Annotated in this window: 16 protein-coding genes; 15 read left to right on the forward strand and 1 reads right to left on the reverse strand. The window is 32.3% G+C overall.

What is annotated here, in order from left to right; all coding sequences use genetic code 11:
* The first annotated feature begins 11 nt into the window (after positions 1-11).
* The 12 genes from rsxE (at position 12) to holA (ending at position 9864) form a co-directional block, all read left to right on the forward strand.
* A complete protein-coding gene (rsxE, locus tag DTUR_RS05630; protein WP_012583456.1) occupies positions 12-611 on the forward strand; it encodes an electron transport complex subunit RsxE in 600 nt (199 codons plus the stop codon).
* Between the two features lie 8 nt (positions 612-619).
* Positions 620-1207, forward strand: coding sequence for an electron transport complex protein RnfA (locus tag DTUR_RS05635; RefSeq protein ID WP_012583457.1), 588 nt, complete (start codon positions 620-622; stop codon positions 1205-1207).
* Between the two features lie 14 nt (positions 1208-1221).
* The gene (locus DTUR_RS05640) at positions 1222-2022 is read left to right on the forward strand and encodes an RnfABCDGE type electron transport complex subunit B (protein ID WP_012583458.1); all 801 of its coding nucleotides are present in this window, start codon (positions 1222-1224) and stop codon (positions 2020-2022) included.
* Positions 1986-3005, forward strand: coding sequence for an FAD:protein FMN transferase (locus DTUR_RS05645; RefSeq protein WP_012583459.1), 1020 nt, complete (start codon positions 1986-1988; stop codon positions 3003-3005). The genes DTUR_RS05640 and DTUR_RS05645 overlap by 37 nt, the downstream gene beginning before the upstream one ends.
* Positions 2986-3519 carry a Gx transporter family protein gene (locus DTUR_RS05650; RefSeq protein ID WP_012583460.1) on the forward strand — a complete coding sequence of 178 codons (534 nt, stop codon included), beginning with the start codon at positions 2986-2988 and terminating at the stop codon, positions 3517-3519. The genes DTUR_RS05645 and DTUR_RS05650 overlap by 20 nt, the downstream gene beginning before the upstream one ends.
* Positions 3516-3761, forward strand: a complete 246-nt coding sequence (locus tag DTUR_RS05655; protein ID WP_012583461.1) for a DUF4321 domain-containing protein — start codon at positions 3516-3518, stop codon at positions 3759-3761. Before DTUR_RS05650 ends, DTUR_RS05655 begins: the two co-directional genes overlap by 4 nt.
* Positions 3762-3776: 15 nt before the next feature.
* Positions 3777-4589 carry a cell division protein FtsX gene (locus DTUR_RS05660; protein WP_012583462.1) on the forward strand — a complete coding sequence of 271 codons (813 nt, stop codon included), beginning with the start codon at positions 3777-3779 and terminating at the stop codon, positions 4587-4589.
* The gene (locus DTUR_RS05665; RefSeq protein ID WP_012583463.1) at positions 4586-5713 is read left to right on the forward strand and encodes a murein hydrolase activator EnvC family protein; all 1128 of its coding nucleotides are present in this window, start codon (positions 4586-4588) and stop codon (positions 5711-5713) included. The genes DTUR_RS05660 and DTUR_RS05665 overlap by 4 nt, the downstream gene beginning before the upstream one ends.
* 12 nt (positions 5714-5725) lie before the next feature.
* Positions 5726-6982 (forward strand): S41 family peptidase, encoded by a 1257-nt coding sequence (locus DTUR_RS05670; protein ID WP_012583464.1) that lies wholly within the window; start codon positions 5726-5728, stop codon positions 6980-6982.
* A 69-nt stretch (positions 6983-7051) separates the two neighbouring features.
* The gene (locus tag DTUR_RS05675) at positions 7052-7546 is read left to right on the forward strand and encodes a helix-hairpin-helix domain-containing protein (protein WP_242603682.1); all 495 of its coding nucleotides are present in this window, start codon (positions 7052-7054) and stop codon (positions 7544-7546) included.
* A gap of 4 nt (positions 7547-7550) precedes the next feature.
* Positions 7551-8897: a ComEC/Rec2 family competence protein gene (locus DTUR_RS05680; RefSeq protein ID WP_012583466.1), complete on the forward strand. Its 1347-nt coding sequence runs from the start codon at positions 7551-7553 to the stop codon at positions 8895-8897.
* A complete protein-coding gene (gene holA / locus DTUR_RS05685; RefSeq protein ID WP_012583467.1) occupies positions 8878-9864 on the forward strand; it encodes a DNA polymerase III subunit delta in 987 nt (328 codons plus the stop codon). Before DTUR_RS05680 ends, holA begins: the two co-directional genes overlap by 20 nt.
* On the opposite strand, the gene rpsT is transcribed toward holA, so the two are convergent.
* Complete coding sequence (gene rpsT / locus DTUR_RS05690) at positions 9844-10125, reverse strand: 30S ribosomal protein S20 (protein ID WP_012583468.1); 282 nt, start codon at positions 10123-10125, stop codon at positions 9844-9846. The two genes, holA and rpsT, sit on opposite strands and share 21 nt — an antisense overlap.
* Positions 10126-10270: 145 nt before the next feature.
* On the opposite strand from rpsT, the gene lepA reads away from it, so the two are divergent.
* Genes lepA through hemW form a run of 3 tightly spaced genes read left to right on the forward strand, consistent with a single transcriptional unit; the run spans position 10271 to position 13956 of the window.
* Positions 10271-12073 carry a translation elongation factor 4 gene (gene lepA, locus DTUR_RS05695; RefSeq protein WP_012583469.1) on the forward strand — a complete coding sequence of 601 codons (1803 nt, stop codon included), beginning with the start codon at positions 10271-10273 and terminating at the stop codon, positions 12071-12073.
* Between the two features lie 4 nt (positions 12074-12077).
* Positions 12078-12836 (forward strand): 5'/3'-nucleotidase SurE, encoded by a 759-nt coding sequence (gene surE, locus DTUR_RS05700; protein WP_012583470.1) that lies wholly within the window; start codon positions 12078-12080, stop codon positions 12834-12836.
* A complete protein-coding gene (gene hemW, locus DTUR_RS05705; protein WP_012583471.1) occupies positions 12823-13956 on the forward strand; it encodes a radical SAM family heme chaperone HemW in 1134 nt (377 codons plus the stop codon). The genes surE and hemW overlap by 14 nt, the downstream gene beginning before the upstream one ends.
* The last annotated feature ends 12 nt before the right edge of the window (positions 13957-13968 follow it).

A 13968-nucleotide genomic window follows, 5' to 3' on the forward strand; every position in this document is an offset into this window, starting at 1 on the left:
GGGGTTAAAATATGAGAAATTTCTTTAAGTATGTAGTAAATGGTATTTTCAAAGAAAATCCTGTTCTTATATTGATGATAGGTTTGTGTTCAGTGCTTGCTGTTTCTACCAGTGTGGAAAACGCTATTGGAATGGGTCTTGCTTTTTCTTTTGTGATGATCTTTTCTAATCTTTTTGTTTCTTTGCTAAGACCTATAACCCCAAACGAGATAAGAATACCTATTTTTATCATTGTAATTGGTACTTTTACTACAATCGTAGATTTAGTTATCTCTGCATATTTCCCAGAACTATATAAAGCGTTAGGTATATTCATACCTTTAATTGTGGTGAATTGCATTATTATTGGAAGAGCAGAGGCTTTTGCATATAGGCATAGTGTTTTAGAATCTGTTGCCGACGGAATTGGTATAAGTTTAGGTTATATCTGGGCTATAGTAGCCCTTGGATTGATTAGGGAATTTTTGGGAAATGGTACTATTTTAGGTAAAGTAATATTTAGTGGTTTTGATCCAGCCAAAGTATTTACAATGCCCCCTGGTGCTTTTTGGGGAATAGGCTTACTAATAGGGTTACTAAAATGGTTTGAGAAGAGAGTAAGTAGGAGGTAATTATAACTATGAATATAATTGGAAAACTCTTTATGCTTTTTATTTCTGCCTCCTTAATAAACAATATTGTCTTTATGAGATTTTTAGCCTTATGTCCCTTTGTAGGTATGAGTACTCAAATTGAGACCTCAATAGGTATGGGTGCAGCTGTTACTTTTGTTATGGTGATGGCTTCAGTGGTTACCTTTTTCATTTATTATTATATATTGGTACCTTTAAATTTATTATTCTTGAGAACTATTTCTTTTATTCTTGTTATTGCAGTGTTGGTTCAGTTAGTGGAAATGGTTATAAAAAAGTTCTTATCGAGCTTATATAAGGCTATGGGAATATACTTACCATTGATAACTACTAACTGTGCTATTCTTGGTGTTACTCTTTTGAATATAAACTATGGTCATAACTTAATAGAAGCAATTGTATATTCATTAGGAGTCTCTTTGGGATTTACAATTGCTTTAATTTTACTTGCAAGTATTAGAGACAGATTATCTTATTCGGAAATACCTGAGTTTTGGAAAGGATATCCTATAGTTTTCATTTCTGCTGGACTTCTTGCTCTTATTTTCTTAGGATTTCAAGGATTAGCCCATTAAGGAGGATTAAACTTATGGGATTAGTACTTATTTCAGTAATAGTATTAGGGGCTATAGGGCTCTTGTTTGGAATAGGACTTGCTATTGCAGGAGAAAAGTTCAAGGTAGAGGTAGATCCTCGAATTACTGAAATTTTAAATGTGCTTCCAGGGGCTAATTGTGGTGCTTGTGGTTATCCTGGCTGTGAGGGTTTTGCAAAGGCAGTTGTAGAGGGAAGAGCTCCGTATACTGGTTGTGTAGTAGGGGGAGAAAAAGTTGCTAAAAATATAGCTAAGATCTTAGGAGTAGATGAAAATATAACAATGGTTAAAAGTGTAGCTTTTCTTACTTGTCAGGGAGGAAAAGGAATAGCTCAAGAGAAATATGTTTATAAAGGTGTGGATACCTGTAAAGCTGCAAATCTGGTTCAGGGTGGATATAAGGGTTGTCCTACAGGATGTTTAGGATTTGGAGATTGTGTTAAGGCATGCCCATTTGATGCAATTCATATGGGTGAAGATGGACTTCCTAAGATAGATATGGAGAAGTGTACTGGATGCGGTTTATGTGTAAAAGCATGTCCAAGGGGGATTTTAACCCTTCTTCCTGTTGATATACCTCTTCTTTTGGGATGCAAAACGGAACTTCCAGGTCCTGAGGCAAGAAGAGTATGTTCTAAAGCATGTATAGGTTGTGGGATTTGTGAGAAAGTATGCCCTAAGGGTGCTATAAAGATGGATGGAAGATTTCCTGTGATTGATTATAATCTTTGTGATGGTTGTGGAATTTGTGTAGAGAAATGTCCAACCAAAGCTCTCATTTTGCTAAAGAAATAAAAATATTAATTTCTTTTTTATTTATAGGAGCTTTATTTTTTCTCTTTATAAGAAACTTTGATGAAAGTAGAGAATATTATAGAAATGGAATCTTAATGGATACCTTTATAGAGGTTAGGATATGGGGAAGGGATGGTGAGAGGGCTTTAAATGAGTGTTGGGAGAATTTAGAATATCTGGCTAAGCTTTTGGATAGATTTAGCAATAATAGTGATATTTATAGAATAAATTCAAAGGCGGGAAGTTGGGTAAAAGTAGCAGAAGATACTCTTGAGATTATAAATAAAGCAATATATTACGCAAAAATGACTGATGGATATTTTGATCCTACAATTGCTCCTCTCTTAAAATTATGGGGATTTTATGACAAAAGATATAGGATACCTACGGAGGATGAAGTAAAGAGAGAATTAAGAAAAGTAGATTTTCGAAGGATTCAGATAAGAGAAAAGATGGTTTTTATTCCTAAGGGTATGGAGATTGATCTTGGGGGAATAGCAAAAGGATACATTTTAGATAGGTTATTATCCTCTCTGAAAAGGTATAAGATAGAAAGAGCCTTATTAAATATAGGTGGGCAAATTGGAGTATATGGTAAACCTAAGGATGGAAATGAATGGGAGATAAGAATTAGAAATCCTCGTAAGTTAGATGATTATATAGGATTAGTTTATATTAATAAAGGTTCTGTGGCTACTTCTGGAGATTATGAGAGATATTTTATAAGAGATGGAATAAGGTATTGCCATTTAATTGATCCTAAAACAGGATATCCTGTAAGAGAGGTTATGAGTGTGAGTATAATAAGTGAAAATGCTACTAAAGCTGATGCTTTATCTACTGCCTTCTTTGTTATGGGAGCAAAAGCTATATCTTATTGGGAAAAATTTACGGATTTAGGGGTTGTTATTGTCTTTAGTGATGGGAAAATCTGGTATTCTCCTAATATACATTTTGTGAAAAATGAAGATTACAAATATTAGGAAAAATAAGATATATTATATTTCTCTATTGGGCTTATTACTGTCTCTCGCCTGTACTCTTTATTATTTAGAGAGTCTATTTATAACTCCCTTTTTTCCTCTTCCAGGGGGCAAAGTAGGCATTGCAAATATAATTTCTCTTATTGCCATATATATGTTAGGTTTGAAAGAAGCTCTTGTTATAACTATATTTAGAGTTATTATAGTAAACATTATACTAGGAGGATTTTTGAATATATCTTTCTATTTAGGGTTTTTTGGGGGAATAGCAAGTACATTGGTTATGGGGGCGTTAGCAAAATCTAACATCAGTTTAATTTCTAACAGTATAATAGGAGCTCTGACTCATAATTTTGTACAGCTTCTTATAGTTATGTTTTTTGTTTTTCATTCTGCAATTTTGTATTATGCACCTTTTTTAATAATTTTCGGAATTATTACGGGGTTTTTCAATGGAGTGGTAGGGGGGTATGTATTAAGATTTATTAAAAAATACTCTGGGGGTGAATTATGAGAAGAAACAAGACTTCTACAAGAATGTTTATTCTCTTACTAATTTTAGGATTCTTGGTAGGAGGAGTTTTGGCTGAGGCATTATCAGATAAGCTTGAAATTTTAAAAAAAGGTATAAATATTGGTTTTTCTCCTATTAATCTTGATTTTTATTTTTTTGTTTTTACCTTAGGCTTTGATTTAAGATTAAACCTGGGAAGTGTAATAGGAGTCTTAATTGTATTGCTTTTCTATAAGATATAGAGGTATAATTTATACATGTCAGGGGCTAAAGAGTTTTGGGAAGGAATAAAGAGTAAGGGGATATTTTTATATTTAGGGTTTATAATTTTATATGTTGTATTTTTTGCCATTGTGATTTTTATTACTGCTATGAATGGTTCTTTAAATATGTGGATTGAGAAGATTAAGATTTATGCTTTTATAAACTCAAAAACCCCTGACTCTCAAATATTAAAGCTCATTGATGACTTAAAAAATAACTTTCATATAAAGGAAATAAACTATATTACTCAAAAAGATGCATGGGAAAAATTAAAAGAGATTATTGGAAGAGAGAATGATATATTTGCCTGGGGATCACCTGATAATTTGCCTAAGGCCTTGGAAATAACTCCTTTAATTCTCGACAATATTGAAAATATATTGAGTTTTGTTATGAACTACAACTTTGTGGAGGAAGTAAGGTATTCTGAAGATATGGTGAATCAATGGCATAAGCTTAATAATCTTATAAACTGCATCAAAAAACTATTTATATATCTAGGAAGTTTTGCCTTTTTGATAATCTCTGTAGAACTTCTTGCTCACGCTCATTTGGCCTTTCCAAACTTTTCAGTACCTTCTCAAATATGGGAGAATATCTTTGTGACCTTTACGTCGTCGGTCATAGCCTTTTTGTTAATCTTCTTAATCTCCTCCTCTATTAAAAGCTACATAATTGTATATTTACCTTATTTTGAATTTATATTTGACCTAAGACATTCTCTTGTTTGGGTTTTGTATTTTATACTTTCAAGTATTATTGTGAGTTTTACTTCTGCACTAATAAGTTTTCAGAGACTAAGATGAGAAGATTTGTAATCATAATATTAATATTATCCTTGATGTTAGTTTCAATTTATGGTGCCGATACGTCCTCTATAATTCTTCAAAAGCAAAAAGAATTACAACAAAAACAAAAACAAATCCAATCTCTTAAGCAGCAGATCAAAAATTTAGAGTCTGTAGAAGTTAATATTGTTCGTGAAATAACTAAAATTGATCAGGATCTTGATAGGGCAGAGAGAGAATTAAATGTTGCCGAGTCAAGATTAAGAGAGGCACAAGCAAAATTAACAGTGTTATCTACTCAATTGAGTATACTTCAGAGAAATTTGAAGTATAGGAGTTTAAACTTTAAAGAAAATCTTGGTGATTCTTATAAATTATTGCAAATTAATAATTCTTTCAGCTTGATATTTTTAAATGATGCTTTTTTTCAAATAGCAGTACCTTATTATTTAAAGACTCTTATGAAACTTGAAGCAGGAAGATTAAATAATTTAAATACTCAATGTAAAGATATACAACAGACAAAGAAAAGATGGGAGGAAGAGGAAAAAAGGGTTGAGGCTTTGGTTAAAAGCATAGCTGAAAAGAAAGCTTATATAGAGAAAAAGAAAAAAGAAAAATTGGCATACTTGGAGAAGGTTAGAACTCAAAAGAGATACCAACAACAAGTAGTAGCGACCCTTGAAAGGGAATCCAAAGAGATAGAGCAAATGATTAGAAGATTAGCCTCATCAAATATTCAGAAAGCCCAAAAAGGTAAACTTTCTTGGCCAGTTATCGGAGGTATTACTTCAGGATTTGGAATGAGAAGGCATCCTCTTTTAGGTGGTGCACCTCTCTTTCATACTGGGATTGACATAAGCGCATCTTATGGAACTCCTATTAGGGCTGCGGCTTCTGGGAGAGTTATTTTTGCAGGTTGGTATGGTGGATATGGAAATATGATTATAATTGATCATGGAGGAAAAATTTCAACTGTTTATGGACATCTTTCTAAAATTGTGGTAAAAGTAGGAGAAGAGATTGCAGAAGGTGATGTGATAGGCTATGTGGGATCAACGGGTCTTAGTACTGGACCTCATTTACATTTTGAAGTAAGAATAAACGGGGATCCTGTGGATCCTTTAACTTGGTTAAAATAGAAGGAGGATAAGATGAGAATAAAAATAAGAGTTTGGCTTTTACTTTCAGTTGTGATAATTGGAATAGGAGTATTTCTTTTACCAAAGTTTACCATTGCAAAGGATTCCTTAGAGGATATTATTTCCAGTGTAAAAGTATACATAGAGGCACTATATTATGTGAGAAATGCTTATATTGAAAAGAATTTAGATAACAAAAAATTAGAGTATGAATCCATTAGGGGAATGGTAAAGGCTCTTGATGATCCATATACAGAGTTCTTTGATCCAAAGTCTTTTAAGACTTTTACTGAGGACATGCAGGGAGTATTTGGAGGGGTAGGGATAAGATTGGAGTCAAAGGATGGTAAGATTCTTGTGGTTTCTCCTATAGAAAATACTCCGGCCCATAGAGCAGGGATAAAGCCAGGAGATCAGATTGTTGAGGTAGATGGACAGTCTGTTATCAATAAGCCTTTAGATGTGGTTGTCTCTTTGATTAGGGGAGAAATTGGAAAGGAAGTAAAAATTAAGATCTATAGGGAATCTGAAAAAAAATATTATGAATATACTTTGAAAAGGGAATTGATCGAGGTTCCTGTTGTTGAATATAAAACTTTAAAGAATAATATTGGTTATATTAAGTTTTATGAATTTACTCAAAATTCTCCCCAAAAGATTATAGACGCGTTAAAGAAATTAGAAAAAAGTTCTGGGTTAATACTTGATTTGAGAAACAATCCTGGTGGAGATTTAAGATCTGCAGTCATGATCGCCAGTATGTTTATCTCTGACAATGATCAGGTAAAAACCGTTATAAAGAATGGAGAAACAAAGACATTCACTACTAAAGGTGTAGTAGTATATAGAATGGATAGGAATCAGAACTTATATGGAGAAAAAGTTGTTAAGGGATTATATAGATGGAATAAGCCTCTTGTAGTACTTGTGAATAGGTATTCTGCGAGTGCATCTGAGATACTTTCGGGAGCGCTAAAAGATTATGGAAAAGGAATTCTTTTAGGAGAAAAAACCTTTGGAAAAGGCGTGGTTCAAACTATATTTACTCTCTCTGATGGTTCTGCCCTTAAGCTGACTACTGAAAAATATCTGCTTCCATCTGGTAAAGATATTAATAAAGAGGGGATTCAACCTGATGTAATAGTAGAAATGGCACCAGAAAATGTAGGGAAGGATAATGATATACAATTAGAGAAGGCTATTGAAGTACTTTTAAAACAACTATCGAAATTGAAGGAAAAGGAAAAATTGGTTTTAAATAAAAAATAAATGTTTGAGAAGAAAGAAAAATTTCTTTTGGTTATTTTTGTTGTAATTTTAGTAGGGGTTTTATTTTCTATGGTCTCTAATTTAAGTGGTGGTAATAATATTGATGTAGACAAAAACGAATTTATTATTGTTCACATAACAGGAGAGGTAAAAAATCCAGGAGTTTATAAATTGGAAGAGGGGGCAAGGGTGATTGATGCTATTAATTTGGCAGGTGGATCTTTGCCCTCTGCTGATTTGGATAAAGTTAATCTTGCAGATTTCTTAAGAGATGGTTCTAAAATTTATATACCTTCAAAATTAGAAAATTCAGAGAATGAGCTAAAATCTCAAGCGATTTTAAGTACAAGAAAGATAGATACTTCTAAAAGTGATAAGGTCAATATAAATACCGCCAGTAAAGAAGAGTTAGAATCTCTTCCGGGGATTGGCCCTACTTTAGCCCAAAGAATTATTGAATATAGAGAGGAGAATGGTCCTTTTGGTTCTGCTGAAGATTTGTTAAATGTAAAAGGAATTGGAGAAAAAAAGCTTGAGAGAATAAGAGATCAAATTACGTGGTGATTCTTTGAAATTTCCTTATTCTTTTTATTTTCTAATTTTCTATATATTGGGAATTATATTTGCCAAAATTAATCTGAGTTTTGTTTATTTCTTTTTATTTTTACTCCTTTTAGTTTTTGTAATTAACAGAAAATCCAAGATTTATTTTTACATAACTTTAATATTCTTGTTTTTACTTGGATTTTATTTATACAGAATCAGCTTTCCCCAATTTGAAGTTTATAGTAATGCTAAGCTTAAAAGCTTAACTGGAATAGTAGAAGACTCTTTTGAGGGGAAAGATTTCAATAGTTATGTGATTAAAATAGAGGGATTTAAAGAGAAGGGAAAACTCAATATTAAAAATAGGAAGTTTGAAATAGGAGATAAAATACTATTAGAGGGAGTAGGGTTATATCCATTGAATCAAGGGAATTTATATTCTCTGTGGGATGAAGATATCCTTTATCTTATTAAAGCTGAGAAAATTTATTTAATTAAAAGAGGCTATAAGAATTCTTTAGAAAGAATTAGGAATAATTTAAGAAATAGAATAAGTAACGTATATTCAGTTTTTGAGGATTATAAAGAACAATTTTTACTAGCAATAGTTATGGGAGAGAGAAGAGGTCTCTCAGAAGATGTAAAAAATCTTTTTGTAAATACAGGGACCTCCCATTTACTTGCTATTTCAGGACTTCATCTTTCTTTTCTCATAAATATTTTCAGTGCTTTAATTCCTCTTCGTAGAATTCTTGTCAGAATTGTTATTCTTCCTCTTTTGGTATTTTATGGATGGATAATAGGAGATAATCCTCCTGTGTGGAGAGTCATAGGACAATATGTTTTTATACTTCTTGCCTTTCTTTTAAGAAGGGAAGAGGATAATTTAAATGCTATTTTTTGGGTCGCTTTTGTTAATCTTGTTATTTCCCCTTTAAAATTGTTTAACGTAAGTTTTCAGCTTTCCTATTTAGCAATGCTAGGGCTTTTGTATAAGCCTAATTTTTCTAAATTCTTGCCGGCTTATCTCCAAGAAATTTGGGAAAGTTCTTTTTGGCTCATGATATTTTTAGCTCCTTTAAATATCTATTATTTTGGTAGCTTAAAGCCTATAAGTATTATTGCTAATTTTTTTGCCATACCTATTTTTAGCTTAGTCCTTTTCTTCTCTTTCCTCTATTTAATAGGCTTCTCTTTGCCTATGGGTTTTATTTTTGAAAAAATTCTATCTAAGTTGATTGATATTTTATTTGAGAGTTTGCAATTGATTGGAGAACATTATAAAATAAGCTTGTTAATTAGTGTATCTCTTATTTTGCTTCCTGTTATATTAAGGAAAAGAGAAGAAAATGAACTACTGGGAGTTTAAACATTCAATTAAAGAAAAAAAGTTTTCTCCTGTATACCTATTTACAGGAGAGGAAAAGTTTCTCATGGAAGAAGCTCTTGAGGAACTTAAGAAAGCAAGATTTAAGAATGCAAATTACGTGGCTTTTTTTGCCGATGAGATTAGTTGGGATAATCTTGTTCCTTATTTGGAATCACCCTCTCTTTTAGGGGATCAATTAATAGTAATAAGGCACGCTCAAGAGTTGAAAGATCAAAATATGCCTAAAAAACTTGATTTGCTATTTAAGAGATTAACTAATACTTGTATTGTTTTTATGGCTAATGCTGAGGAAGAAAAGGCTAAGAGAATGAGCTATGCTAAATATATTCCTCCTGAGGGATTAGTGGAATTTACAAAATTTAGAGCTGATGCTTTAAGAAGATGGATTAAAGAAAAGTTTCAGGAAAAGGGTAAGTCTATAGATGAAGAAAGTATATATTTCCTTTCTATTAACTATGCCGATAAAATAGGTATTTTAATGCAGGAGATAGAGAAAATTTGTGCCTTTGTAGGAGAAAGGAATGAGGTTACTATAGAGGATCTGAAAAAAGTCTTAGCCACACAGGAAGTTGCCTTTTATACCTTCTTGGATGCTCTACTTAGGAGAGATTTTCTTATTGCCTTCTCAGGAATAGATGCTTTGTGGAGTGAAGGAGTTTATCCTCAAGTTATACTTGAAATAGTTATAAAACAGATAAGACAACTTCTTAGGATAAATGCTCTTCTTAAGGATGGGTACTCATCTGATGAAATAAAGGAAAAGTTGGGTTTACATCCTTTTGTAGTTAAAAAATCTATAGAAGCGTTAACAAAGTACACTGCCGCAGAACTTATGGAGATTTATTTCCTTCTGCGGCAGGTTGATATGGACTATAAAACTACAAGTAAGGATCAAAGAATACTAATAGAAAAAGTTATACTTAAATTAGGAAGAAAGGTTAGCTGAAAGTTTTTGATTAAGTAATTTCATGAGTTTTGATTTTTTCCTTGCTGCTGTGTTTTTGTGCAAAGTACCCTTTTGTGCTGCTTTATCAATAGCACTTATTACTTCGGGAAGTATTTTCTTTGCTTCTTCAATATTGTTTTCGTTTAAGAACTTTAGAAACTGTTTAGTGTAGAACTTGATTTTACCTAATCTAACCCTGTTTCTGATTCTATTTCTTTCGCTAATTTTAATTCTTTTAATTGCTGATTTTGTATTTGCCATCTTTTATTTCCCTCTCCTTTATTTTAAAATTTTTTATGGTTTTATTTTTGACAGACTGAATTATAGCATAAAATTTCGTAAAACAAAAGATTAGGTAAAATGTTATATAATTTAAGATATAGAAAAAGGGAGGAAGGAAATACCGATGAAAGACACATCTAAAATAAGGAATTTCAGTATTATTGCTCATGTAGACCATGGAAAATCTACTTTAGCAGACAGGCTTTTGGAATACACTGGAACAGTAGAAAAAAGAAAAATGAAAGATCAAATTCTTGATACCCTTGATGTGGAGAGAGAAAGAGGAATAACCGTGAAAGCCCAAGCAGTTAGGCTTTTATATAACTCAAAGTCTGGAGAAACTTATGAACTAAATTTGATTGATACTCCTGGACATGTGGATTTTACCTATGAGGTTTCAAGAAGTCTTGCTGCTTGTGAGGGTGCCATATTAGTAGTAGATGCCTCACAAGGTATTGAAGCACAAACTATAAACAATTTACTTCTTGCCCTTGAAAATAATTTGGTCATTATACCTGTAATAAATAAAATTGATCTTCCTAATGCAGAACCCGATAGAGTTGCTAAGGAGATTGAAGAATTATTAGGAAAGGATTATATAGGTGAGACTTTTTTTGTGAGTGCAAAGGAAGGGTGGGGTATAGAGGAACTTTTAGAGGGTATAGTTAAATATATTCCATCTCCTAAAGGTCATCCCTCAGATCCTCTTCAAGCTTTAATCTTTGATGCAAAATACGACTCTTATAGAGGAGTAATAGTTTATGTAAGGATATTTGAGGGAGAAGTAAAAATCGGAGATAAGATTAAACTTATGTCTACGGGAAGTGAATATGAGGTTCAGGAATTGGGAATTTTTTCTCCTGAGATGAAACCTGTAGAAAGTTTAGTAGCTGGAGAGGTGGGATATATAGTAGCAAACATTAAAGAAATTTCGGAGGCAAGGGTAGGGGACACTATAACTTTATCAGAAAGACCAGCTAAGGAGCCTCTTCCAGGTTATAGAAAGCTGCAACCTATGGTTTTTTGTGGAATTTATCCCATTGAAAACGAGGATTATGATAAATTAAGAGATGCTCTTCAAAAGCTAAGCTTAAATGATGCATCTTTATATTATGAGCCTGAAACTTCTCCTGCTTTAGGGTTTGGTTTTCGTTGTGGCTTTTTAGGCTTGTTACACCTTGAAATTGTGCAAGAAAGATTGGAGAAAGAATTTGATTTAAATATAATTACTACAGTACCTTCAGTAGCATATGAGGTCATAACCAAGAAAGGAGAAAGAAAAATGATTCAAAATCCTTTAGAATTGCCACCACCTTATGAAATTGAGGAGTTTAGAGAGCCTTTTGTTCTTGCGAGTATTGTAACTCCTAATGAATATGTAGGAGGAATAATGGAACTTATTGATAGGAGACGGGGAATTTTTAAAAATATGGAGTACTTAACTCCTACCCGAGTACTTATTACGGCAGAGCTCCCTCTTTCAGAGATAATTACTGACTTTTTTGATATGTTAAAGTCTATAACCAGAGGTTACGGATCTATGAATTATGAATTTATTGGTTATAGACCAGAAAATCTTGTAAAGCTTGATGTCTTTATAAATGGAAAACCAGTAGATGCTCTTTCTATTATTGTACACAGGAATAAAGCTTATGAAGAAGCAAGAAAGTTGGTTCAAAAACTTAAGAATGTTATTCCAAGACAACTTTTTGAGGTTGTGATTCAAGCTGGTATAGGAAGTAAGATTATAGCAAGAGAAGAGATAAAGCCTTTGAAGAAAAATGTTCTTCAAAAATGTTATGGTGGAGATGTTACAAGAAAGAAAAAACTTCTTGAGAAGCAGAAAGAAGGGAAAAAAAGGATGAAGAAGATAGGACATGTGGAAATCCCACAAGAAGCTTTTTGGACTGTACTAAAGAGGGATTAGGTCAATGAGAAAGTACCGAATTTTGATCACTAACGATGATGGAATAAACTCTCCTGCTCTGAAAATAATGGGGAATAAACTTAGTATATTTGGGGAGATTTACATTATTGTGCCTGAAAGAGAAAGAAGTGGAGGAAGTCATGCTATAACCCTTCACAAACCTTTAAGAATAAACGAAATTAATTGGTCTCTTGAAAAAGTTAAAGTATGGAGTACTAATGGAAATCCTGCTGACTGTGTACTTTTAGGACTTTATGCTATATTAGCTCAAAAACCAGATTTAGTTATTTCAGGCATAAATAGGGGATATAACTTAGGAAACGATATAATCTATTCAGGTACTGTTTCTGGAGCGAGAGAGGCTTCTTTAAATGGCATTCCCGCTATAGCTATATCGGTGTATCAGGATGGAAAGGAAGAAGATTTTGAAAAAGCCACCGATTTATTAATCAGCTTATTTGATAAATTTTTGAAAATTATTCCCGAAGGAACCTTTTTGAATATAAATATACCCCCTAATGCTAAAATAACAGACATTTGTCTTACTTACCAAGGAAAGTTTCACTACAGGAATATAGTTGAAAAAAGGCTTGATCCAAGAAATAAAGAATATTTTTGGTTGCATGGATATGTTGAGGAAAACGGAGAGGAAGGATCTGATATATGGGCTATCAAAAATGGAAAGATTTCCATAACTCCTCTTCAATCAGATATGACCAATTATTCTCTTCTTAACGCTTTAAAATCTTATGATCTCCTCTAATCCTATTGGCATATATATTCATATACCCTTCTGTGTGAGAAAATGTCCATATTGTGATTTTGTGTCCTTTAGATATTCTAAAGAGGAGGAGGAGAGGTATATAAGTCATCTTTTAAGAGAGATAGATATGAAATCAAAAGGAGAGACAATTGATACCATATATTTGGGGGGAGGTACACCTTCTATTCTTTCTTTGAAAGGTTTAGAAAAGATTTTTGAGTTTATACAAGAAAAGTTTAAGTTAAGTAAAGGTGTTGAAATTTCTATGGAGGTTAATCCTGGAACAGTAGATAGAGAAAAAATAAAAGTATGGAAAGAACTTGGTATTAATAGGATAAGTATAGGGGCCCAATCTTTTATTGAAAAAGAGCTTAAAATTCTTGGTAGGATACATGATACGGATGATATCTATAAAACATTCCATATGCTTAGAGAGGCTGATTTTAAAAATATAAATATAGACCTAATTTATTCTCTTCCCTTTCAAGAACAAGAAGATTTTTATTTTTCCTTAAAGGAGGCTGTAAAATTAAATCCAGAACATATCTCTATCTATAATCTTATGATCGAGGAAGGAACACTATTTTATAAGATGTATTTAGAGTCCAAAATAAAACTTCCTGATAGTGATATGGAAGCAGAAATGTTTTCCTTTGCTATGAATTATCTTAAAGATAATGGCTTTATTCATTATGAGATATCAAATTTCTCTAAGAATGAAAATTATAAGTGCAAGCATAACCTTAAATACTGGAATCAGGAGAAATATTATGGCTTTGGGGTTTCTGCTTATTCTTATGATCCACCGGTTAGATATGGAAATTGTAGAAATCTTTATGTATACTATGGAAAAATAAAAAAAGGAATTCTTCCTATTGAAGAAAGAGAATTTTTGACTGGCGACAAACTTGCGAAGGATTTTCTTTTTTTAAGATTAAGGCTTATGGAAGGGATTTCAAAAAAGGAGTTTGAAAATAGATTTGATAAAAGGATAGAATATTTTATGAAAAATTATTCTGTTTTTTTAGAAAATGGGTTAATTAAAGAAGAAGGTGATAGGGTAGCTTTGACAGAAAAGGGAATTCTTCTTGCTAATGAGATTTTTCAAGATATCCTTTAAGGAGGATGAGAG

The organism is Dictyoglomus turgidum DSM 6724 (assembly GCF_000021645.1).
GTDB lineage: Bacteria > Dictyoglomota > Dictyoglomia > Dictyoglomales > Dictyoglomaceae > Dictyoglomus > Dictyoglomus turgidum.

What these genes read in the sequence shown, in the direction of transcription:
- rsxE (WP_012583456.1), top strand. Translation starts at nt 12, where the DNA reads ATGAGAAATTTCTTTAAGTATGTAGTAAATGGTATTTTCAAAGAAAAT.
- DTUR_RS05635 (WP_012583457.1), top strand. Translation starts at nt 620, where the DNA reads ATGAATATAATTGGAAAACTCTTTATGCTTTTTATTTCTGCCTCCTTA.
- DTUR_RS05640 (WP_012583458.1), top strand. Translation starts at nt 1,222, where the DNA reads ATGGGATTAGTACTTATTTCAGTAATAGTATTAGGGGCTATAGGGCTC.
- DTUR_RS05645 (WP_012583459.1), top strand. Translation starts at nt 1,986, where the DNA reads ATGTCCAACCAAAGCTCTCATTTTGCTAAAGAAATAAAAATATTAATT.
- DTUR_RS05650 (WP_012583460.1), top strand. Translation starts at nt 2,986, where the DNA reads ATGAAGATTACAAATATTAGGAAAAATAAGATATATTATATTTCTCTA.
- DTUR_RS05655 (WP_012583461.1), top strand. Translation starts at nt 3,516, where the DNA reads ATGAGAAGAAACAAGACTTCTACAAGAATGTTTATTCTCTTACTAATT.
- DTUR_RS05660 (WP_012583462.1), top strand. Translation starts at nt 3,777, where the DNA reads ATGTCAGGGGCTAAAGAGTTTTGGGAAGGAATAAAGAGTAAGGGGATA.
- DTUR_RS05665 (WP_012583463.1), top strand. Translation starts at nt 4,586, where the DNA reads ATGAGAAGATTTGTAATCATAATATTAATATTATCCTTGATGTTAGTT.
- DTUR_RS05670 (WP_012583464.1), top strand. Translation starts at nt 5,726, where the DNA reads ATGAGAATAAAAATAAGAGTTTGGCTTTTACTTTCAGTTGTGATAATT.
- DTUR_RS05675 (WP_242603682.1), top strand. Translation starts at nt 7,052, where the DNA reads ATGGTCTCTAATTTAAGTGGTGGTAATAATATTGATGTAGACAAAAAC.
- holA (WP_012583467.1), top strand. Translation starts at nt 8,878, where the DNA reads ATGAACTACTGGGAGTTTAAACATTCAATTAAAGAAAAAAAGTTTTCT.
- rpsT (WP_012583468.1), bottom strand. Translation starts at nt 10,125, where the DNA reads ATGGCAAATACAAAATCAGCAATTAAAAGAATTAAAATTAGCGAAAGA.
- lepA (WP_012583469.1), top strand. Translation starts at nt 10,271, where the DNA reads ATGAAAGACACATCTAAAATAAGGAATTTCAGTATTATTGCTCATGTA.
- surE (WP_012583470.1), top strand. Translation starts at nt 12,078, where the DNA reads ATGAGAAAGTACCGAATTTTGATCACTAACGATGATGGAATAAACTCT.
- hemW (WP_012583471.1), top strand. Translation starts at nt 12,823, where the DNA reads ATGATCTCCTCTAATCCTATTGGCATATATATTCATATACCCTTCTGT.